This window comes from Rothia sp. 11254D007BW, from assembly GCF_053548195.1.
The window spans coordinates 588,577-610,623 of the sequence record NZ_JBPWPK010000001.1 but is presented as its reverse complement, the minus strand read 5'-3'; the positions used below and the strand labels follow the sequence as shown (position 1 = coordinate 610,623).

General features: G+C 60.6%; 19 protein-coding genes. 3 read left to right on the top strand and 16 right to left on the bottom strand.

What is annotated here, in order from left to right; translation table 11 throughout:
* Positions 1 to 209 precede the first annotated feature (209 nt).
* From ACEE43_RS02820 to hisS, 4 genes are all read right to left on the bottom strand, one after another.
* Positions 210 to 1,547, bottom strand: a complete 1,338-nt coding sequence (locus tag ACEE43_RS02820) for a replication-associated recombination protein A (protein WP_449107140.1) — start codon at positions 1,545 to 1,547, stop codon at positions 210 to 212.
* A gap of 69 nt (positions 1,548 to 1,616) precedes the next feature.
* Entirely contained in the window at positions 1,617 to 2,051 is a 435-nt protein-coding gene (gene dtd / locus ACEE43_RS02815; RefSeq protein ID WP_449107134.1) for a D-aminoacyl-tRNA deacylase, read from the bottom strand.
* 134 nt (positions 2,052 to 2,185) lie between these two features.
* On the bottom strand, positions 2,186 to 3,958 hold the full coding sequence (aspS, locus tag ACEE43_RS02810) for an aspartate--tRNA ligase (RefSeq protein ID WP_449107133.1): 1,773 nt from the start codon (positions 3,956 to 3,958) through the stop codon (positions 2,186 to 2,188).
* Between the two features lie 108 nt (positions 3,959 to 4,066).
* Positions 4,067 to 5,419, bottom strand: coding sequence for a histidine--tRNA ligase (gene hisS, locus ACEE43_RS02805; RefSeq protein WP_449107132.1), 1,353 nt, complete (start codon positions 5,417 to 5,419; stop codon positions 4,067 to 4,069).
* Positions 5,420 to 5,718: 299 nt separating this feature from the next.
* On the opposite strand from hisS, the gene ACEE43_RS02800 reads away from it, so the two are divergent.
* Entirely contained in the window at positions 5,719 to 7,008 is a 1,290-nt protein-coding gene (locus ACEE43_RS02800; RefSeq protein WP_237242207.1) for a DUF349 domain-containing protein, read from the top strand.
* 159 nt (positions 7,009 to 7,167) lie between these two features.
* Positions 7,168 to 7,938: a hypothetical protein gene (locus tag ACEE43_RS02795; protein ID WP_449107131.1), complete on the top strand. Its 771-nt coding sequence runs from the start codon at positions 7,168 to 7,170 to the stop codon at positions 7,936 to 7,938.
* Here ACEE43_RS02795 and ACEE43_RS02790 read toward each other — a convergent pair.
* The 10 genes from ACEE43_RS02790 to ACEE43_RS02745 form a co-directional block, all read right to left on the bottom strand.
* Entirely contained in the window at positions 7,919 to 10,297 is a 2,379-nt protein-coding gene (locus ACEE43_RS02790) for a RelA/SpoT family protein (RefSeq protein WP_449107130.1), read from the bottom strand. The genes ACEE43_RS02795 and ACEE43_RS02790 overlap by 20 nt on opposite strands.
* Before the next feature lie 133 nt (positions 10,298 to 10,430).
* The gene (gene secF / locus ACEE43_RS02785; protein WP_449107129.1) at positions 10,431 to 11,504 is read right to left on the bottom strand and encodes a protein translocase subunit SecF; all 1,074 of its coding nucleotides are present in this window, start codon (positions 11,502 to 11,504) and stop codon (positions 10,431 to 10,433) included.
* A complete protein-coding gene (secD, locus tag ACEE43_RS02780) occupies positions 11,497 to 13,242 on the bottom strand; it encodes a protein translocase subunit SecD (protein ID WP_449107128.1) in 1,746 nt (581 codons plus the stop codon). Before secD ends, secF begins: the two co-directional genes overlap by 8 nt.
* An 86-nt stretch (positions 13,243 to 13,328) precedes the next feature.
* Entirely contained in the window at positions 13,329 to 13,676 is a 348-nt protein-coding gene (locus ACEE43_RS02775; protein ID WP_449107127.1) for a preprotein translocase subunit YajC, read from the bottom strand.
* 108 nt (positions 13,677 to 13,784) lie between these two features.
* Positions 13,785 to 14,822 (bottom strand): Holliday junction branch migration DNA helicase RuvB, encoded by a 1,038-nt coding sequence (ruvB, locus tag ACEE43_RS02770; protein ID WP_185174666.1) that lies wholly within the window; start codon positions 14,820 to 14,822, stop codon positions 13,785 to 13,787.
* Positions 14,823 to 14,829: 7 nt separating this feature from the next.
* Entirely contained in the window at positions 14,830 to 15,447 is a 618-nt protein-coding gene (gene ruvA, locus ACEE43_RS02765) for a Holliday junction branch migration protein RuvA (protein WP_449107126.1), read from the bottom strand.
* Between the two features lie 186 nt (positions 15,448 to 15,633).
* Positions 15,634 to 16,305 carry a crossover junction endodeoxyribonuclease RuvC gene (gene ruvC / locus ACEE43_RS02760; protein ID WP_449107125.1) on the bottom strand — a complete coding sequence of 224 codons (672 nt, stop codon included), beginning with the start codon at positions 16,303 to 16,305 and terminating at the stop codon, positions 15,634 to 15,636.
* A 22-nt stretch (positions 16,306 to 16,327) separates the two neighbouring features.
* Positions 16,328 to 17,086 carry a YebC/PmpR family DNA-binding transcriptional regulator gene (locus ACEE43_RS02755; protein ID WP_237185748.1) on the bottom strand — a complete coding sequence of 253 codons (759 nt, stop codon included), beginning with the start codon at positions 17,084 to 17,086 and terminating at the stop codon, positions 16,328 to 16,330.
* A gap of 61 nt (positions 17,087 to 17,147) precedes the next feature.
* Positions 17,148 to 17,927 carry a type 1 glutamine amidotransferase gene (locus tag ACEE43_RS02750; RefSeq protein WP_272878546.1) on the bottom strand — a complete coding sequence of 260 codons (780 nt, stop codon included), beginning with the start codon at positions 17,925 to 17,927 and terminating at the stop codon, positions 17,148 to 17,150.
* The gene (locus ACEE43_RS02745) at positions 17,927 to 19,234 is read right to left on the bottom strand and encodes a MurT ligase domain-containing protein (protein ID WP_449107139.1); all 1,308 of its coding nucleotides are present in this window, start codon (positions 19,232 to 19,234) and stop codon (positions 17,927 to 17,929) included. The genes ACEE43_RS02750 and ACEE43_RS02745 overlap by 1 nt, the downstream gene beginning before the upstream one ends.
* Positions 19,235 to 19,278: 44 nt before the next feature.
* Here ACEE43_RS02745 and ACEE43_RS02740 point away from each other — a divergent pair, with 44 nt between their 5' ends.
* Positions 19,279 to 20,256 carry a hypothetical protein gene (locus tag ACEE43_RS02740; protein WP_449107124.1) on the top strand — a complete coding sequence of 326 codons (978 nt, stop codon included), beginning with the start codon at positions 19,279 to 19,281 and terminating at the stop codon, positions 20,254 to 20,256.
* A gap of 104 nt (positions 20,257 to 20,360) precedes the next feature.
* Here ACEE43_RS02740 and ACEE43_RS02735 read toward each other — a convergent pair whose 3' ends face one another.
* Together ACEE43_RS02735 and ACEE43_RS02730 are read right to left on the bottom strand one after the other, a co-directional pair.
* The gene (locus ACEE43_RS02735; RefSeq protein ID WP_449107123.1) at positions 20,361 to 20,918 is read right to left on the bottom strand and encodes an HIT family protein; all 558 of its coding nucleotides are present in this window, start codon (positions 20,916 to 20,918) and stop codon (positions 20,361 to 20,363) included.
* A gap of 38 nt (positions 20,919 to 20,956) precedes the next feature.
* Positions 20,957 to 22,042 (bottom strand): NADH:flavin oxidoreductase/NADH oxidase, encoded by a 1,086-nt coding sequence (locus ACEE43_RS02730; RefSeq protein WP_449107122.1) that lies wholly within the window; start codon positions 22,040 to 22,042, stop codon positions 20,957 to 20,959.
* Positions 22,043 to 22,047: the final 5 nt, after the last annotated feature.

The window sequence follows — 22,047 nt, the reverse complement described above, 5'->3', positions numbered from 1 at the left end:
GTGCGAGTTATCAAGACGTGTTGTTCAATCTAAAGAAGTACACTTGAACTTCTTTAAGTAACACAACCATAATACACAAAATTACATACGTATTTGCAAGAAGATAGAAAATTGGGTGGAAGTCATACACAATCCCATTAAACTGGGTGTCTAGTCAGGCAACCTGTACTACCTAATGACAGCTGTTGAACCAACTGCGCCTGTACGCTCTAGCTTTTACGTAGCGCACCAATGCGCTTAAGCCTTTCCCCCAGCTCCTTTTCCGCCCCAAAGACTGTTGGTCTGTAATAGGCCTTCCCTACAAGTGCATCGGGGGCATACTGCTGGCGGGCAACCCCGTTCTTTTCATCGTGGGGGTAGATATAGCCCCTGCCGTGCCCCAGGGCAGCAGCTCCCGGGTAATGCCCATCGCGCAGGTGCAGGGGTACCGGCCCTGCCAAGCCGGCGCGGACGTCCGCCAAGGCTCCGTCGATTGCCCGATAGACAGCATTGGATTTAGGGGCAGATGCTAGGTGAATTGTTGCCTGGGCCAGATTCAGTCGAGCCTCGGGCAGCCCCACCAGCTGAACAGCCTGGGCAGCGTTCACCGCTGCAGTCAGGGCTGTAGGGTCGGCCATCCCGATATCCTCACTGGCATGAACGATGAGCCGCCGGGCAATGAAACGGGGATCCTCCCCCGCCTCAATCATGCGAGCTAGATAGTGTAGGGCGGCATCAACATCTGAGCCCCGAATCGACTTAATAAAGGCACTGGTGACGTCGTAGTGCTGATCCCCCTGCTTGTCGTAGCGCACAACCGACCTGTTAACAGCTAAAGCTGCGTGCTCAGCCGTCACCGGCAATGGCTGGTTCACCGAATACTCAACCCCGGCGTCCTCAGCCTCGCCAAAAGCCACAGCAGCAGCCGCCTCTAAAGAGGTTAGAGCCTTACGGGCATCCCCGTTTGCCATCTTGACCAGATGCTCGGATGCCTCATCATCGAGGTCAATCACACCGGCGAAACCACGTGGGTCCGTGACCGCACGCTGGAGCAACTCAGCTATATCGGTATCGGTCAGCCCCTGCAGGGTCAACAGAATAGAGCGCGAAAGCAGGGGCGAAATGACCGAAAAGGAGGGGTTCTCGGTGGTTGCTGCCACCAGAACCACCCAGCGGTTCTCTACCCCCGGCAGCAGGGCGTCCTGCTGGGCCTTCGTAAAACGGTGAATCTCATCCAGAAAAAGCACGGTGGTAAGCCCGCGAAAATCGCGGTCCTCAAGGGCCTGGTCCATGACGGCGCGCACGTCCTTCACCCCGGCAGTAATAGCAGAGAGCTCCACAAACTTGCGCCCGGCTCCCCCGGCAATCACATTTGCCAGGGTAGTCTTACCAGTGCCAGGCGGTCCCCACAGAATCACCGAACTAGGACCTGCCGGCCCACCGCCCTCACCTGCCAGCACTCGCAGGGGTGAACCCGGCCCCAGAAGATGCTTCTGCCCCACCACCTCATCGAGATTTCGGGGGCGCATACGCACCGCCAGCGGAGCCCGCTCCCGGCTGCGCGTCATTTTCTCGCTATCGGTGTCGGGCTGAGAATCGTCAAAAAAGAAGAGGGAGGGTTCCACGGTGGGCTTACCTTAGAGAGAATCGGTGTCGAGAATCAGGGTAACGGGGCCGTCGTTGGTCAGGCTCACCTGCATATCGGCGCCAAACCTGCCGGTCTCAACGGTTACCCCCAGGTTGCGCAGGGCCTGAACGTAGTCATTAAAGAGGGGCTCGCTCGCGGGGCCGGGCGCTGCCGCAGACCAGGACGGACGCCGCCCCTTCTTCGCATCCCCGTAGAGGGTAAACTGGCTTACTGCCAGCACCGGGGCACCCTCATCAAGCACAGACCGCTCCCCCGCTAAAAGCCGCAGGTTGGCGGTCTTTTCTGCGAGCTTGGCAACCTGGGCGGGGCCATCCGTATGTGTTATACCCACTAGAACCAGCAGGCCGGGCCGGTCGATTGCGCCCACCGTTTCGCCATCAACGGTGACGGCCGCTGAGGTAACCCGTTGAAGAACTGCGCGCATGGGGGCTCCTTTGTGTGGAGGGTGGCTGACGGTTCTAGCCTATCAACTGCCCTCGAAAAGACCAGAAAAACCAGAAATACCCACCTAGTTCGTGGGTATTTCTGGTTTAAATGGTACCTACCGGGAAAGGGCGGTTACTTCTCGTCGTCCTTCTTGGGCTTGAAGTCAACGCCGGCTTCCTTACGCTGCTGGGCAGTGATAGGAGCAGGTGCTGCGGTCAGCGGGTCGTAGCCGCCACCGGTCTTGGGGAAGGCAATGACGTCGCGGATAGAGTCGGTGCCACCGATCAGCTGCAGCACGCGGTCCCAACCGAAGGCGATACCGCCCATGGGGGGCGCACCGAAGCTAAAGGCCTCCAGCAGGAAGCCGAACTTCTCAGCAGCCTCTTCCTCGGTAATACCCATAACCTTGAAAACACGCTCCTGCACGTCACGCTGGTGGATACGGATTGAACCGCCACCGATTTCGTTACCGTTGCAGACGATGTCGTAAGCGTAGGCCAGGGCCTCGCCGGGGTTCTCGTCGAAGGAGTCCAGGTACTCGGGCTTGGGTGAGGTGAAGGCGTGGTGCACGGCGGTCCAGGCTGAGTGGCCCAGGGCAACGTCGCCGGACGCGGTTGCATCAGCTGCTGACTCGAACATGGGGGCATCCACCACCCAGACGAAGGACCAGTCGCCGTCCTTAATCAGGCCGGTGCGGTGACCAATCTCAACGCGGGCTGCACCCAGCAGGGCACGAGAGGCCTTGGCCTCACCGGCTGCGAAGAAGATGCAGTCGCCGGGCTTGGCGCCGGTAGCCTCAGCCAGGCCCTCGCGCTCAGCGTCGGTGATGTTCTTAGCAACGGGGCCGGTCAGCTCGCCGTCCTCCTGGATCAGCACGTAGGCAAGACCCTTAGCACCGCGCTGCTTGGCCCATTCCTGCCAGGCGTCCAGGGTGCGGCGGGCCTGGGAGGCGCCACCGGGCATCACAACGGCACCGACGTAGGGTGCCTTGAAGACGCGGAAGGTGGTGTCCTTGAAGTAGTCGGTCAACTCGGTGAGTTCCAGGCCGAAGCGCAGGTCGGGCTTATCCGAACCGTACTTCTCCATGGCGTCCTTGTAGGTAATGCGCTCGATGGGGCGGGGCACCTTGACGTCAATCAGGTTCCAGACGGCCTCAACGATACGCTCGCCCAGATCGATGATGTCTTCCTGGTCGACGAAGGAAGCTTCGATATCCAGCTGGGTGAATTCGGGCTGACGGTCGGCACGGAAGTCCTCGTCACGGTAGCAGCGGGCGATCTGGTAGTACTTCTCGATACCGCCCACCTGCAGCAGCTGCTTGAAGAGCTGGGGTGACTGGGGCAGGGCGTACCAGGAGCCGGGTGCCAGGCGTGCGGGCACCAGGAAGTCGCGGGCACCTTCGGGGGTGGAGCGGGTCAGGGTGGGGGTCTCGACCTCGGTGAAGTTCTGGCCGTGCAGCACCTCGCGGGCGGCGCGGTTTGCTTCTGAGCGCAGGCGCATCAGGCGGGCAGGCTCGGGGCGGCGCAGGTCGAGGTAGCGGTACTTGAGGCGGGCTTCTTCGCCCACTTCAACGTGCTCATCAATCTGGAAGGGCAGGGGGGCTGAGGTGTTGAGCACCTCGGTCTCCTTGACCATAACCTCGATTTCACCGGTGGTGAGGTTGGGGTTTTCGTTGCCCTCGGGGCGGCGGGTTACTTCACCCACGACCTTGAGGACGTACTCGTTGCGCAGGTGCTCGAAGTCGGCTTCGTTGTGGAAGACAACCTGGGTGACGCCTTCGCGGTCACGCAGGTCAACGAAGGCCACGCCACCGTGGTCGCGGCGGCGGGCTACCCAGCCAGAGAGGGTAACGGTTTCTCCGATGTTCTCGGCGGTTAGCTCGCCGAGGGTGTGAGTGCGTAGCACTGAGTTCCTTTCGATGGGGCACGGTACCGGGTGGCACTGTCTTAAGTTCAGTTTGCTCCCGATTTTACCGTGTTGTGGTGCGCCTGGCACCGGTTGGACGGGTGTGAATTAGGCGGTAGGGAGCACGCGCACGTGCAGGTCGTCGGCGGGCGGGGCCCAGGTGCCGGGGTCTGCAGCTACCTGCTCGCCAGTGCGGATGTCTTTCACCTCGTGGGTGAGTTCGCCGTTCTCCCCCGCTGAGGTGAACCAGACGAATGGGATGCCGCGCTTCTCGGCGTACTTAATCTGCTTACCGAACTTTGCGGCGGTGGCTGAGACCTCGCAGGCGATACCGCGGGTGCGCAGGGCGTCGGCGACGTCCTGGGCACCTGACCACATGTCGTCGTTGGTGAGGGCGATGAGGACGGCGGTGGGCACCTTGCGGGTTGCTTCGGCAAAGCCCTGGGACAGGATGCGGGCCACCAGACGGGTGACGCCGATGGACAGGCCCACACCGGGGTAGGTCTTCTTGCCGTTTGAGGCCAGGGACTCGTAGCGGCCACCGGAGCAGATAGAGCCCAGCTGTTCGTGGCCTACCAGCACGGTTTCATAGACGGTGCCGGTGTAGTAGTCCAGACCGCGGGCGATGGAAAGGTCAGCTACTACCTTGCCGGGGGCGCGCTTAGCTGCCTCACCGATAACCTCGGTCAGTTCAGCTAGGCCCTCTTCGAGCAGGTCGTGGGTGACGCCCAGGGCGCGCACCTGATCAGCAAAGGAAGTATCTTCAGCACGGATGCTGGCAAGCTTCAGGGCGGCAGCGGCCTGCTCGTCGGTAGCGCCGACCTCGTCCTTAAGAAGCTGGGCGACGGCGTCCGCACCGATCTTTTCAAGCTTATCGATATTGCGCAGTACCCCGGCGGTGTCGGTCAGGCCCAGACCCAGGTAGAAGCCCTCGGAGAGCTTGCGGTTGTTGACGCGCAGCTTAAAGTCGGGAATCGGCAGCTTGGAGAGCGCATCGACGATGACCAGGGCCAGTTCCACGTCGTAGCGGAAGGGCAGGACACCGTCACCAACGACGTCCACGTCGGCCTGGGTGAACTCGCGGGCACGACCCTCCTGGGGGCGCTCACCGCGCCAGACCTTCTGAATCTGGTAGCGCATGAAGGGGAAGGAAAGGTAACCGGCGTTCTCTACCACGTAGCGGGCAAAGGGCACGGTCAGGTCAAAGTGCAGGGCCAGCTTTTCCTTCTTGCCGCCCCGGGCTTCGTCCGCATCGTCAAGCAGGCGGGAGACCGCGTAGACCTCTTTATCAATATCGCCCTTGCGCAGAAGCTGCTCAATGGTCTCTACCGAACGGGTCTCAATCGACGAAAAACCGTGAAGCTCAAAGGTCTCTCGCAAAGTATCGAGAACAAAATTCTCTACCAGGCGTTCCTCGGGCAGGTGCTCCGGAAAACCAGAAAGCGATTGTTTGCGAGCCATGTGCTCCCCTTTTATCGGTTGAAAACGGTCGAAGTAGGTAACGTGCCCCCGGGAAACAAGCGGTCTCACAGCAGAGCACAGTCCCTTTAATACTAGACCGAAGGCGCACCTGCCGGGTAATTGCACCCGCTTTCGCCCTAAACACGCTATGCTGGTAACTGCGCCACCTGCGCCCGATAGATTATTGCCGCCTCTTCGCGAATCGGCAACCAGCCCTATCGATACGGCCCGGTCTGGTGCACTTTTCATTACTTAAACGGGGGTTCGCCCCCACTACTGATGCGAAAAGAGTTATAGCGGTGACTACCCAATCCGACGACACCACCCTCAACGTAGACCTCGACAAGGCCCGTAAGTTCGGCCGCGTGGACGAGGACGGTCACGTTTTCGTTATCGTTGACGGTGAAGAATACGCAGTAGGCCAGGTACCCGGCGCATCTGCCGACGAAGCCCTTGGCTACTTTGCCCGCAAGTTTGAGAACTTTGAAGCCCAGGTTGCCCTGCTCGAAGAGCGCGTAGAGCGCAAGGCCAAGGCCGCTGACCTGCAGAAGGCAGCTGCCCACCTGGGTCAGCAGGTTGCTGTGCGCAACATGGTGGGCGACTACGCCGCCCTGCAGGAACGCCTGGTTGCCCTGGTTGGCAAAATCAATGAGCGTGAGGAAGCAGAGAAGACCGAGAGCGCCGAAGCTCGCCAGGCAGCCCTTGAAGCCCGTGAAGCTATCGTTTCTGAGGCTGAGGCTATCGTGGCTAAGGACGACTCCGCTATTCACTGGAAGAACTCCCACGCCCGCATGAACGAGCTCTTCGAAGAGTGGAAGAAGACCCAGAAGGAACACCACCTGGCCAAGAGCATCGAGGACGAGCTGTGGAAGCGTTTCCGCGCTGCCCGCACCAGCTTTGACCGCCGCCGCCGTGCCCACTTCTCCCAGCTCGATGAGGCTAATGCCAAGGCTAAGCGCGTGAAGGAAGCCCTCATCGCTGAGGCTGAGGCTCTGCAGAACTCCACCGACTGGGCAGCAACCGCCGCTAAGTACCGCGATCTGATGGACCAGTGGAAGGCAGCCCCCCGCGGCACCCGCAAGGAAGATGACGCCCTGTGGGCCCGCTTCCGTGCAGCCCAGGACGTCTTCTTCGATGCCCGCACCGCGGTGAACGCTGAGCTGGATAAGGAATTTGAGGCGAACCTGAAGGCTAAGGAAGCCCTGCTGGAAGAGGCCCGCGGCATTCTGCCAGTTACCGATATCGCTGCGGCTAAGAAGGCCCTTGAGGGCATTCTGGATCGCTGGGAAGCCATCGGACGCGTGCCCCGCAACTCGGTGCGCCGCGTTGAGCAGGAGCTGCGTAAGGTTCAGGACGAAATCCACCGCGCCGAGAACGCCAAGTGGCAGAAGACCGACCCGGCTAAGCAGGCTCGCGCTAACTCCATGCTGACCCAGCTGGAGGACGCCATCGCCGGTCTTGAAGCAGACCTGGCCAAGGCCGAGGCCAGCGGCAACGCCCAGAAGATCAAGAAGGCCCAGGAAGCCCTGGACGCCCGCAAGCAGTGGCTTGAGACCCTCAAGGCTTCTTCTGCTGAGTTTGGCGCCTAACCCCCAGACTTGTCTGTGACGTCTTTGTGACGCAGAATCCCCCGTCTACCGGCCGGTAGACGGGGGATTTTTGTGGATAAGCCTACCTGGCTAGCCTACTTATCCACAGCCTGACAGATTTTTCTCTTGCACCCGGCGCTGATGTGCTAGAACGTAGTCATGGAACAAATCAACGTAGTCACGGCCCTCTCAGAGCTTCCCTTCCCCTTAGCGCCGGTGCCGCACAAGCCAGCAAGCTCCCTGCACCTCATCGCCCGCGACAACCATTCCTACCTGCCACGAGGGGCAGAAGAGGCGCCGCAGCAGCAGGAGCCACTTGCGCTCGTCCGCCTCTATAGCCAAGAAACCACGCAACTTTCCGCAGATCAGTGGCGAGCCTTCATCAAGGAACGTCAGCTTGTCCACCTCCATCACGGCATCTACCGGGAGCCAGAGGACGAACCCACCCCGCTCATGCGGGCAGCCAGCTTGGGGCTGTTCACCCCGGCAGGCTACCACCATCGCATCCGCTACTCTCGGGCCACCGCAGCCTGGGTTCTGGGCTACCTGCCCGAGCTACCGGAGGGGCGCCTGCACGTTGATTACGACCGGGATAACCGCTTCAATCTGCCCCGCCCCTGCCGAGCGAACTTTGCAAGCCATCAGGCCCAGTTACGCCCCTACGACACCATGACTATCGGGCCCATTCGCCTCACCACGCCCCTCAAGACAGCCCTGGATATCATCACCCATTCTCTCGATGAGAGCGACCTGGCCATCGTCAGGGCCATCCTGCTCGATAGCCACAACAGCGTCACGCCTGAGCTTCTGCTCCAGAGCGCCCGAGAACACATCAACCTGAAAGCTACAGCCCTACTCAGGGCTCAGCATCTGGCCCACCAGCTCATGGCGGGGCCCTTGCGACTGGGACCTAGCCCTGTTGGTTCATGAGCGGACGGGAACCGGTCAGACGGTAGGCGTTATAGATGCCGGGGACGTTGCGAATCTGGTTCAGCAAGTGCTCCAGCATAAAGCGGTCAGAGAGCTCTACGGTGTAACGGTTGACTACAAAACGTTCGTCGCTGGTATGAACCTTGGCGTCCACGATGTTGCAGCCGGCCTCGGAAATGACTCGGATAGTGTCGGAGAGCAAGGACTTACGGTCAATACCCTCCACCTGAATCGATACCCGATAGACGGAGTTACCGTGGGAAGCCCATTCCACCGCGGTCTGGCGGGGGTCGTCAGCCTGGCTTAGTACGTTGGGGCAGTCGGTACGGTGCACCGAGATACCCTGCAAGCGGGTGACGATGCCGACAATGTCGTCGGGCGGTACGGGGGTGCAGCAACGGGCAATCTTAGTCAGAATACCCTCGGCACCGGGTACCACCACACCGTTGTCATCGCCCACCGAGCGGCGGTTAGATACCAGGGAGGCGTCGAAGCTATCGAGTTCAACGGTCTGGTCGACGTCGTCCTCACCGTAGTAGAGGTTGACCAGGGAGGTAATGACGGCCTGGGTCTCCACTTCGTTCTCGCCCACAGCGTGGTAGAGGGTGGCAACATCGTGCTTGTGAAGATCCTGGGCGACCTGCAGCATGAGCTCGGGTGTCATCATCTTGGTCAGGGGCAGCTCGTGCTGACGCATAGCCTTGACCACGCGTTCTTTGCCACGGTTCATGGCCTCGATGCGGCGGCCCTTGGCGTAGTGCTGGCGAATCTTGGTGCGGGCCTTGCTGGTGCGCACGAACTTGAGCCAGTCCTCGCTCGGGGCGTGGTTCTCGTCCTTGGTTGTCTGAATCTCAACCGTTGAGGCGGTCTCGAGCTCGGTGTGCAGGGGAACCAGCTTGCCGTTGACCTTAGCCCCAATGGTGCGGTCCCCCACCTCGGTGTGGATAGCGTAGGCAAAGTCAACCGGGGTTGAGCCCACTGGCAGGCTAATGGGCTTACCCTGCGGAGTCAGCACCACAATCTCATCGGTCTCAAGCCGCTCAGACAGCTGCTGGTAGAACTGCTCAGACTCGGGGTTGGAGTTCGAAATCTCAGAAATCGACTGCAAAATACCGATGTTGAAGGCAGCGGTCTGGGTGCTAGGTTCCTTGGGTGAAAGGTCTACCTTTTCACCGCGGGAGGCAGCCTTATAGCGCCAGTGGGCAGCCACACCGTACTCAGCCTCTTCGTGCATCTTGTAGGTGCGGATCTGGATTTCCAGGGGCAGACCGCCGGGCCCGTGCACCGTCATGTGCAGTGACTGGTAGTGGTTGTGCTTGGGCTGCTTGATGTAGTCCTTGAAGCGCCCAGGAACCGCCATCCACAGGGACATCACGTGCCCCAGGGCGGTGTAGCAATCGTTCTCGTCCTCGACCATGATGCGCACGGCCAGAATATCGTTGATATCGTCGAAGCTCTTACCCTTGGTCTTCATCTTCTGATGAATAGAGTAATAGTGCTTGGGGCGGCCCGTTACAGTGGCCTCAATACCTACCTGGGCCAGGCGATCCTCAATCGTCACGCGGGCCTCGGCCAGGTACTTTTCGAGCTTGGGGGTACGCTCGCCCACCATCCGCACAATCTCGGCGTAGATATCGGGGCTCATAGCGGCAAAGGAGAGGTCTTCCAGCTCCCACTTGATGGTGTTCAAGCCCAGGCGGTGGGCCAGCGGGGCATAAATCTGCAGGGTCTCTTCGGCCTTACGCGCAGCAGAGGCACCGGAGACAAACCGCCAGGTACGGGCATTGTGCAGACGGTCAGCCAGCTTGATGAGCAGCACGCGCACATCCTGCGACATCGAGATAACCAGCTTGCGAATTGTCTCAATGGGGGCGTTATCGCCGTAGCTGACCTTATCAAGCTTGGTCACACCGTCTACCAGGTAGGCGACCTCAGAGCCGAAATCAGCAGTGAGCTGCTCCTGGGTGTACTCGGTATCTTCGACCGTATCGTGCAGCAGACCAGCGACCAGCACGGGGCCGGTAGCACCTATCTCAGCCAGAATGGTCGTCACGGCTACCGGGTGGGTGATGTAGGGGTCCCCGCTCTTGCGCTTCTGCCCCCGGTGGTAGTGGTTCGCGACCTGGAAGGCCCGCTGCAGCACCTCAAGGTCTTCATCGGGGTGGTACTTCTTGACGGTGCGAATCACCGGTGCCAGCACCGGAGAAAAACGAGGGGCGGGGCCCTCTTGCTGCTCACGCCCAAATACCAGGCGGGTTGGCACACGCCCCGAAGCAGACATGACCCGGTGCGACCCGCGAACCGGCCGCTTACCCTCTGCGCGAGAATCCTTCTGGCTGCTCTCTTCTGACCGGCTCATGCCCAATTCCCCCTCAAACTGAAATACTCGTGTGGGACTATCTTAGATTAATTCCACACTGCGCGTAACAAAAACGGGAGCGGACAGTCATCCGCTCCCGTTTCTAGGGCAAAAGGCCTAGCTGTAAGCCCCTCTAGCTTTCAAGGTTAACCGGATGAACTGTCACGCTCACCGGCGCTGACGGCTGAGCGGCGGCGTCCGCATGCTCTTCATCCTCTGTTACCTGACCCTGGCGGGTGCGGCGGACCATATCAGTATGCTCACGCACGCCCTTCTCACCCAGGCGCAGGGCAGCGTAGGCGGGAGCCGCCACAAAGAGCGTTCCCAGGGTGCCGATGATGATACCGACAAAGAGGGCTAGGGAGAGGTCCTTGAGGGTACCGGCCCCCAGGAGCAAGGCGCCGATAAAGAGAATCGAGCCCACCGGCAAAATACCCACAATCGAGGTATTAATAGAGCGCACCAGGGTCTGATTGACCGCCAGATTCACCTGCTCAGCAAAGGTAGTATCGCGACGTTTTTCAAGCCCCTCGGTGTTCTCGCGAATCTTATCGAAGACCACCACCGTGTCATAGAGCGAGTAGCTCAACACGGTCAGGAAGCCGATAATCGCACTGGGGGTAATCTCAAAACCAATGAGAGCGTATAGACCTACCGTGGTCACGATGGTGAAAACCAGACCAGCAATGGCTGAGACCGACATCTTCCAGGTGCGGAAGTAGAGGGCCATACCAATCATCACCAGCAGGATAAACCACACCAGACCCACCAGGGCCTGCTGGGTCACCCCTGCGCCCCAGGTGGGGCCCACGAAGGACGACGTCACCTGATCAGCGCCCACACCGTAGGCGGTCTGCAGGGCCTGGCCCACTGCCAGAGTCTCATCGTCCGTCAGCTCACTCATTTGAGCGCGCACGGTACCCGCAGCGATATTGGTGACGCGCACGTCCGTCGCCTCGGGGGCGGCGTCAGCAATTGCCTGCTGGCCAATCGTAATGTCGGTGTTGGTCACCTGCGACACGGTGAACTCAGAACCACCTCGGAACTCAATGCCCAGATTGAAGCCTCCACGCACCACCGGCACCAGGGCCGCCAACACCACAAGGACCAGGGCAACCGTCAGCCACAGGCGACGCTTAGGCACAAACCCAAACGACCGCTGACCAGAATGCAGTTCATTACCGAACTGAGCGAGTTTATTAGCCACGGCGGGCCTCCTCTGTAGTGGTGGGATCTGCGGCAGGCAGGGGCTCCACATCAGCACTCCCCTGTGCCGCTTCAGCTTCAGCCGCCTCAGCGGCCAGGCGCTCGCGGCGCTTCCGCTCAGCTAGGGATAGGGTGCCTTCAGCTTCTTCGGGAGTGCGGACGCGCCCCGCACCCCGGTAGAGCGGGGTGGAGCCGAGGGCTACCGGGTCCATGCCCGAGAAGCGTCCGCCGTTGCGGAAGTAGTCCTTGCGGCCCAGCAGAACCATGAGCGGGTGGATGAAGAGGAAGGTGATAATCAGGTCTGAAACGGCGGTGAGACCCAGGGTGAAGGCAAAGCCGCGTACGTTACCAACAGAGGCGAAGTAGAGCACTACAGCGGCCAGCAGGTTCACGGCCTTGGAGGCCATGATGGTGCGCTTGGCGCGCAGCCAACCGTGGTCGATAGCGGCAGGAATGGTGCGGCCGGCACGAATCTCATCGCGAATACGTTCAAAGTAGACGATAAAGGAGTCTGCCATCAGACCAATGGACACAATCAGACCGGCCACGCCCGCCAGAGACAGGCGGTAGTTCATCAAGTGGCCCAGCAGCACAATCACCCCGTAGGAGAGCAGACCAGCCACAATAATCGAGGTGATATTGACCAGGCCCACCAGACGGTACTGGAAGAGGGAGTAGACAAACACCAGTAGCAGACCGATTAGACCGGCAATCAGACCCATCTTTAGCTGGTCAGCACCCAGGGTTGCAGAAATCTGCTGTTCTGACTGGATAGTGAAACTAATGGGCAGGGCACCGTACTTGAGCTGCTCAGCCAGGTTTGCGGCGTCCTGCTCGGTGAAGTTACCGGTAATTTGGGGCTGGCCGTTGGTAATGACCGCCTGGGTGACAGGGGATGAGAGCACCTGGCCATCCAGCATGATGGCGAAACGGGCGCGGGGGTCGGACGCGTTAGTGCCGCGAATAGCGTTCAGGCGGGTGGTGACGTCCTTAAAGGTCTGGGTAGCAGCCTCGTTGAAAACGATATTCACACCCCACTGGCCGGTCGCGTAACCGGTTGAGCTAGCCACCTGGGAGTAGGAGGCTGTATCGATATCGGTACCCTCAATTTCGATGGGGCCCAGGATGTACTTTTCACTTCCGTCTGAGGCACAGGCGACAATGGCGGAGTTGGGGTCCTGGTTAGAGGTATCGACGTTGGCTGGCACGGTGCAGTCCAGCTGCTCGTACTGGCGCCAGAGGTCGCCTGTCACCCAGTTGTAGTCGGATCCGTCGGTGGGTTCAGCCGTCGGCGAGGGTAGGGCGTCCTCGGCAGCGGCAGCGTCCGCCGCAACCGCCTGCGGGGTGCCAGCGTTAATAACCGCGCGGAAGCTCATTTGCGCCGAGGTCTGAATCAGATCGCGGGTTTCTGAGCTCAAGGTACCGGGCACAGAAACAACGACGTTCTGGCCCGACTGGGTGGTCACTTCAGCTTCTGCCACGCCCGCGCCGTCGACGCGCTGGCGGATAATTTCAACAGCCTGGTCGAGCTGTTCAGCAGTAATGGCCTCGCCCGAGGAGTCGTTGACCTCGGGTGACAGGATGAGCTGGGTACCGCCAGAGAGGTCTAGGGCCAGCTTGGGCAGCCAGCTGCCCCCGGAAAAGGTGGTGCCGAAGATTCCTCCGGCGAGTAAGAGCAGCACCAGGGCCATTGAGGCGAGTGCCCCTCTGGCTTTGGTAACGTTGGATGGTTGAGCCATCGGTGCCCCTTCAGGTGAGTGGGTTCGTGAAACGTGAAAAAGCGCGCCACCTCTGAATCTAGAGGTAGCGCACCCTAAGCTGTGGTTTAGTTTTTAGGATCGTCTGCGACTTCACCCTGGATGACAGGACGCTCGGCGTCGGCTACCGTCGCGGCAGCGGTGTCTTCCTCGATGCTGGTGACGGTCATGAGGTGAACCTTAGCCACGGTGCCCGGAGCAATTTCCAGGTGGGCGGTATTGGCTTCCTTGTCGATAGAGACAACAGAGCCGTAGAGACCAAAGTTAGTCATGACCTGGGTGCCGGGCACCATGGCGTCCTGACGTTCCTTAATCTGCTGCTGGGCCTTCTTGGCGCGGCGTGCCGGTAGCACGATGAGCACCAGCATCATGATGCCCAGAAGTAGGAGCATAAACAGGGGTGAGCCTGACTGCACGAGAATCCCTCTTAACGTAGTTGGTGGGGGTGAACAAACTAAGTCCCCATTCTATGCCAAGTTCCTTGCAGTTGGCTGGTTACCCCCTGATATTACAGGGGCGGACGGCTAGGGCAGCTCGGGTGCCTCTAGCCCCAGGTGCTCCCAGGCAGCCGGCAGGGCAACTCGCCCGCGGGGGGTTCGCCCGATCAGGCCCTCGCGTACCAGGTAGGGCTCGGCAACGGTCTCAACGGTTTCGGTCTCTTCGCCCACCGCAATAGCTAGGGTGGAGAGGCCCACCGGTCCCCCGCCGAACTTGGTAATCAGAGCTTCAAGCACCGCACGGTCTAGGCGGTCCAGGCCGCGCTCATCGACCTCGTACATGTTGAGGGCTGTTGCTGCCGCTGAGGCCTCGATACGGTCGATGCCGTTGACCAGAGCCCAGTCGCGCACGCGACGCAACAGGCGGTTGGCGATACGGGGTGTGCCCCGGGACCGACCCGCAATCTCTGCAAAACCCTCGGGGCTAATGTTGAGTTCCATCAGGCCAGCAGACCGGCGGATCACGCTCTCTAGCTCGGTGACCGAGTAGAACTCCAGATGGCCAGTAAAGCCGAAGCGGTCACGCAGGGGCCCGGGCAGCAGACCCGCACGGGTGGTTGCCCCCACCAGGGTAAAGGGCGGCAGCTCCAGGGGAATAGAGGTTGCCCCCGCCCCCTTGCCCACCACGATATCCACACGGAAATCTTCCATGGCCATGTAGAGCATCTCTTCAGCCGGGCGGCTCATACGGTGAATTTCATCAAGAAAGAGCACCTCACCAGGAGTAAGAGAGGAAAGAATCGCAGCCAGGTCACCCGAATGCTGAATAGCCGGCCCGGAGGTAATACGCAGGGGCGCATCCATCTCAGCAGCAATAATCATAGCCAGGGTGGTCTTACCCAGGCCGGGAGGGCCCGACAGGAGCACATGGTCGGCCGAGCGTCCGCGCATCTTCGACGCCTCAAGCACCAGCGACAGCTGCTGACGCACGCGCTGCTGCCCCACAAAGTCATCAAGAGACTTGGGGCGCAGAGCCGCCTCAATCATTTTTTCTTCTGGCTCTTCATCCATCGAAACCAGGCGCTGGCCGGGAATCTGGCCATCGGCGTGAGGGAACTGACTCATACTCTACCTATCGCCCCACCGTATTCTGGTTGCCCAGCGAAGCCAGCACCGCCCGTAGCGCTTCGGCAACACCCATGGTTTCAGCCTTCGGGTTGTGCTCGATGAAAGACTCAATGGCGCTCACGGCGTCCCGCTCGTTCCAGCCCAGGCTGGTCAGGGCATCCTGTACCTGGGGCTTCCAGCTCACACCCTGGCCGATAGGCAGCTGGTCGGTAGCGCCGTCCGCCAAAATCAGCTTGCCAGCAAGCTCAAGGACGATGCGGCGCGCCCCCTTAGGGCCAATGCCGGGAACCTTAGTGAAAGCCTTATCGTCACCGGTTGCTACAGCACGCTCAACCTCAGCCGGGGTATGCACGCCCAACACGGCCAGGGCAATGCGCGGGCCGATACCCGACACCGACAGCATCATGTCAAAGACCTCACGCTCAGCAGGCTCAGCAAAGCCGTAGAGGGTCATGGAGTCCTCACGCACAATCATGGTGGTCAGAACCGTAGCCTTCTCCCCCAGGCGCAGCTGCGAAGCTGTACGGGCATTGAGATGCACCAGCATGCCAAAACCGTTAACGTCGATAACAGCGGTCTCCAACCCCAGATGGGTCACGGTACCGGTCAGTGAGCTAATCATGAAACCAATTCTATTCGAATATATGTACTAATACAAGAAGCGTGCGTCTTGTATGTTACGGGCAAGCGGCGGACTCACGCTCGCTGCCGACCCTCTCACGCGACTCGCTGCGCTCGTTCCGCGATTCACGCCAGCCCCGAGCCAGCAGCTTCGCTGTGAGTCCGCCGCTTACCCAACAGCCCTGCCCTATCTTCGTGCCCTTGCCTCCGCCTCTATCCAAGCCCGCTGGGCGGGGGTGAGCTGGGCGCTGCGGCGCGCTGCCGCCGGGTTGGAGCCCTGGTGGGTCTGGGTGGTGGCTGCCATGTTGATGCCGGAGCCAATGCCCCCGCCGCGCCAGCCGTGGCAGATAGCAAGGGCGAGGGCGTCCGCTGCGTCCGCCGGTTTGGGCATGGCGTCAAGCCCCAAAATGCGGGTAACCATGCGCCCCACCGATGCTTTATCGGCGCGTCCGGAGCCCGTCACCGCGGCCTTCACCTCTGAGGGGGTGTGGAAGTGTACCGGCACGCCGCGTGCAGCGGCAGCCGCAATTACCACGCCGGAGGCATGGGCAGTACCAATCACGGTATTGACCTGTTCCTGGGCAAAAACTCGCTCAATTGCCAGGGCGTCGGGCTGGTAGGTGTCGAGCCAGGCCTCGGCAGCGCGCAGAATCTTGAGGATGCGGGCGTCCAGACTCTCCGAAGCGGCGGTACCTGCTACTCCCACGTTGACGAAGTGGGCCTTGCGGTTGGCCGTCATATCGACCAAACCGAAACCGCACCTGGTGAGGCCCGGGTCAACCCCCAGAATGCGGGCAGCGCCCGGAACTCGCGGGGCGGGTTCCGGGCGCTGGTGTGAGGTGCCGTGAGCCGGGGCCACGCGCTCCTCCTTTCCCTGCTGGTTACTCAGCTTCGAGCTCGGCCATGACGGCTTCGCTGATGTCTGCGTTGGAGTAGACGTTCTGTACGTCGTCCAGTTCTTCGATGGCGTCAGCGAGCTTAAGGAACTTCTTAGCACCTTCGGCGTCGAGGTCTACCTGCATGGTGGGGCGGAAGACCGGGTCGTCGTTGTTGTACTCGAGCTCAGCCTCTTCCAGAGCCTTACGGATAGCGGGCAGGTCGGTTGCCTCGGAGACAACGGTGAAGATCTCGCCTTCGTCGATGACTTCCTCTGCGCCGGCGTCGAGCACTGCCATGAGGACGTCGTCCTCGGTCAGACCCTCGGTCTTAGCAACTTCGGCAACGCCCTTGCGCTCGAAAAGGAAGGCTACAGAGCCGGAGTCTGCCATGGTGCCGCCGTTGCGGGTGACGGCGGTGCGAACCTCGGCAGCTGCACGGTTGCGGTTGTCGGTCAGACACTCGATGTAGAGGGCGGTACCCTGGGGGCCACGGGCCTCGTACATGATTTCGGTGTAGTCAACGGCTTCACCAGTCAGGCCGGCGCCGCGCTTGATTGCGCGCTCAACGTTGTCGTTGGGAACCGAGTTCTTCTTGGCCTTTGAGACTGCAAGGTCGAGGGCGGGGTTACCTGCCGGGTCGGGGCCACCCATACGAGCTGCAACTTCAATTGCCTTGATGTACTTAGCGAAGGCCTTGGCGCGCTTGGCGTCAATTGCTGCCTTCTTGTGCTTGGTTGTGGCCCATTTGGAGTGACCTGACATGATTCTCCTTATTCGTCTGGTGCGCCTGCACGCGGGCAGGCGCGATGTACCTCGTACTATTCTAGCGCGGACGGGCGGACGCTGAGGCCCGTGCCTTTTCCACAAGGGTGTCGTCGATGACGACGGGGGTGAATTCGCCGTACTTCTTGATTGCTGCCTGCTTGATGAGGAAGTCCGAGATGGCGGGGTTCTTGGGCAGCAGGGAGCCGTGCAGGTAGGTTCCGATGACGTTGTGGACGCGGGCGCCCTCGCCGGAATCTTCCTTGTTGTTGCCCTCGCCCTTGGTGACGGTGGCCAGGGGCTTGGTGTCGCCGGAGAGATAGGTAAGCCCCGAGTGGTTTTCGAACCCAATGATGGTGCCGAACTCTTCAGATTCCTCAACGATGTTGCCGATCAGGCGTTCTTCGCCGCCGACGGTTTTAGCGTCAAAGACGCGAATACCGTTGAGGGTGACGCCGCCTACGGTTTTGAACTCTCTACCGAAGAGCTGGTAAAGACCACAGATAACCAGCATGGGGGTGCCGTCTTCTGCCAGCATACGCAGGGTTTCAGCGTTGGCGAGCAGGTCGTCCTGAATCACGGACTGGCCTGAATCCTGGCCACCGCCGCCTACAAAGATATCGCCATCGAGCGGGAATTCATCACCGGGGTTGTAGTCAACGATTTCGGTGGTGAAACCGTGGGCCTGGGCCCGGCGGGAGAGCGACAGGGTGTTGCCCCAGTCCCCGTAGATGTTCATGTCTTTGGGGTAGAGCTGCACAATTTTGAGGCTCTTGTTGTTGCCGGTCTGGGTGATAATCTGCTCGCCCACTTCGACCGGTGCGTTCTCAAAATCGCTCATTAGATTTCCTCCACATCGGTGATTTTTGCCAGTTCCTTACGGATTGCCAGCATGGCGGTGTAGGTGCAGAAGATCCGCATGGGGCGTCCGTCTGACTTGACGATAAAGGTGGCCAGGGCTTCTTCTAGGTTCTCGTTGATGTTCTCGACATAGACATCGTCATGCTCCAGGCGCAGAGCCATATCGTAGGCGCGTACGCCCGATACCATGGTGACACCCCCCTGAACCAAGGAGTGGAAGTCTACGTCCCAGAGCCAGGAGACGTCACGGCCGTCGGCGTAGGCGTCGTTGATGGTAATCATGGTGGCGTAGTCTTTGGCGTCGGCAGAGGCCAGCGACAGGCGGAAACCGCTGGGGTTTTTGACCAGCAGCAGCTGGAGGGTTTGGCCGTTAACGGTGAGGGTTTCACCGCGACCGAAAGCCGGCGCGATATGTTCAAGTTCAGCTAGAAGTTTAGTCTCGTTGAGGGCCTCTCCCATGACCTCGCGAGTCAGGGCCATTGCCGCAGCGGCGTTGAAGATGTTGTAGACGCCGTAAAGGTTAATAGTGCCCGCCAGCTCCTTACCGGCAACATCGAAGGTGGCGGCGGTTCCCTTGAAGTCCTTGAGCAGGACGGACGCCGCCGGCAGCTCGGGCGCCAAAAGACCGGCGTCCGCGCGGTCAGCACCCTCGGGGCTGGTGCGCAGGTCGTCATCGGACGGGAACAGGGCACGGAGCTTCTCAGACAGGCCGAAGTAGCTCACCCGGGTGCCGGGCTGAATATTCTCAGCAAGAGAACGAATACGCGGGTCTTCTCGGTTGAGCACCACGGTGCCCGTCGTGGCACCGGCAACCGTAGCCAGCATACGGCGGGTCGTATCAATCTCACCGAAGCGATCTAGCTGATCACGCAGGACGTTGAGCAGCAGCGCGTAATTGGGCTTGACCTTGCGGACAAAGTGCACCGCGTGAGCCTCGTCCAACTCAAGTACCGCGATGTCAGCGTCCAGCTTACCCGTTAGGTTCATCTCACCCAGCAGAGCAGCAGCCACACCCCGCACGAAGTTCGACCCGGTGCGGTTGGTAAAGACCTTCAGGCCCTGGGCTTCCAGCAGCTGCACCACCATCTTGGTAGTGGTCGTCTTACCGTTCGTACCCGAAACAACGACGACACCGCGCGGCAGCTTAGCCAGCTCCTCCGCCACAAAATTAGGGTGCAACTTCTCCATGACCAAGCCCGGGAAGGCAGAGCCGCCCCCGCGCAACTTGGTCGCATAACGAATGCCTTGGCCAACAAGGCGAACAACAGGTCGTGACATGGTGACTATCTTACCGGGTTTGTGTATGCTTCGAACCTGTAATGACTACTTCCATGAACCAGCTTGTACCCTTCCCCGAATTTATCTGGCGTGACATCACCTGGCGCGACAGGGCTCCCTACCTTAAAATTGAGCCTCTTCTTGATGGTCAACCTAGCGGTGAGATTGAAACTATCGCCATAACCCCGGGTAGCTTCCTCGGCCTTAGCGCCATCCCAGCGGACGTCCGCGGCACCGGCACCTACTGCAGCGGTTACTCACAGGCCAACGTCGATAGCGTTGGCTTTCATCTGGAGCCCTGCCCCACCCACACCATCATCACCAAGGGCAAGCAGTGCGACTCCTGTTTCGCCCGCGACGAATTCGCGCCTATTCACCGCATCCACCTGGGTTCTCGAATGAACGAGGCAGCCCTAGCCTACGTCAATCTCGAACACTACCTCTACATCGCAACCTTCCCCGACGGCACTTCCAAGGTTGGCACCGCCTCCCTGCACTCCAACCCCCGCCGTCTCGACGACCAGGCCGTCGCCGCAGCTACTTTCGTTGCCCGGGCAGACACCGGCATCATTGTGCGCCAGCTCGAAGACCTGGTCTCGCACGAGGCCAACCTCACCCAGTTCAAACGGGCCTCCACCAAATACAAGGCCTGGGTCGACCCCGCCAGCACAGAGCGCCTCAAATCTGAACATTACATGGCCGTAGAAAACGCCACCTGGGCGCTCGAAGACGCCCACGACACCATCGACGGTTTCGACATCACCGCAGACCGCTGGGTGCCGTCCGTCGCGATGAGCCGGGCCTACGCGTCCTTACGCGCTGAAAACCCCGAGCCGCTCACCGGCTACCCCACCCTCACCGAAGGCACCCACGGCTTCTACATCACCGGTGGAACCGGGAAGTTCCTCACAGCCCACTTCGGCGACCCCGACCAGACCTTCTTCATCAACACCGCAGAACTCTCCAACAGAGCCTGCCGCCAACACGGGGAACTCACTCCCCCGGCGTCCGTGCAGGAATCGCTGTTCTAGGAAGGCGGTGGGTAAGCCAATAAGCCCGCTGGCACGGGGCTGGCGTGAATGATATCGAGCGCCCCAGCGCGAGATATCAGAGGGTCGGCGGGCGGTTGGCTTACCTACTGCCCTCGACTATCCCAGGCATCGCTGAGCAGTTCCCGGATCTCGTCCAGGGTCTGTGTGACCGTCTTAGTGCCAGCCACGATGGGCAGGAAGTTCGTGTCGCCGCTCCAGCGGGGCACAATGTGCTGATGCAGATGGGCGGCGACCCCTGCCCCGCCGACTTTGCCCTGGTTCATGCCGATATTGAAGCCGGCTGCGTGGCTCACCTCCCGCAGGATTCCCATAGCTTTCTGGGTGAGGGCAGCAATTTCGGCGGTTTCCTCCAGTGTTGCATCGTCATAGTTCGGAATGTGCCGATAGGGGCAAACCAGCAGGTGCCCGGGGTTATAGGGGTAGAGGTTGAGAATGACGTAGGCATGTTCACCGCGGTGCACAATCAGCGATTCAGTGTCGTCATGGTCAGGGGCGTCGCAGAAGGGGCAGGTGTTCTCGGTGTAGTCTTTCTGCCCACCTTTCACATAGGCGCGGCGGTGGGGCGTCCAGAGCCGCTGGAAGGCATCGGGCACACCGGGTAGCTCGAAATCGTCGGTGGTGTAGTCGGGAATTTCTACCATACCCCTCAGTTTATCCCGAGGGGCAGGTAGGACGCCGCCTAGCGCCGGGTACCCCAGGCCCGGAGGTACTGGGCGGGCACGTAGTCGATATCTACCTTAAGCTCATCTGCCCAGTGCAGGGCGAAGGCGGGGTTACGCAGAGCCTCCCGGCCCACCAGCACCACATCAGCCTGCCCCGACCCCACAATAAACTCAGCCAGACGCGGTGAGTTAATCATGCCAACAGCCCCTACCGGCAGGCCGCTCTCGCGCTTGACCTGAGTAGCCATAGGAACCTGGTAGCCCGCATACACCTTAATCTTTGCCGGATAGTTACCGCTGGTGGAGATATCGGCAAAGTCTACGCCGTCCTCGGCGAGCCAGCGCACCACCTGTGAGGTTTCCTCAACAGTAATACCGCCGTCAACGAACTCGGTAGCCGACAGACGCACAATCAGGGGCATCTCGGCGGGCATGACATCGCGCATGGCACGGGCAACTCTGCGCGCGAAGCGGGCCCGGTTTTCCAGGGGACCACCGTAGGAGTCTTCACGCTGATTCGAGAGGGGTGAGAGGAACTGGGTGATCAGGTAGCCGTGTGCCCCGTGAATCTCAATGAAGTCAAAGCCAGCAGCCACCGCGCGGGCGGCAGCCGCGGCAAAGGCCTGAACTAGATCGTCAATTTTCTCTTCGGTCAGCTCCTCGGGTTCTTTCAAGCCGGGGTAGGCAAGAGCGGACGGGGCCAGCGTAACCCAGCCACCCTCGTCCTCGCCCAGTGAACCACCGTCGTGCGGCACCAGCTCGCCGGGGGTCGAAGCCTTTCGTCCTGCGTGAGCAATCTGGATACCTGCCTTGGCTCCCCCGGCGTGAATTGCTTCAACGACCGGCTTGAAAGCCTCGGTGTGTTCGTCGCTCCAAATGCCCAGGCAGTAGGGGCTGATGCGGGCGGCGGGCTCAACACCGGTCATTTCGACGATGACGGCACCCGCCCCACCCCGGGCTAAAGCCCCGTAGTGGGAAACGTGGTAGGCGGTGGGCTTACCGTCCTGCTGCTCGACCGAGTACTGGCACATGGGCGGAACCCAAAGACGGTTACGGGTGGTCATGGAACGCAGGGTGAAGGGTTCAAAGAGGGGCGAAGTCATGTTCA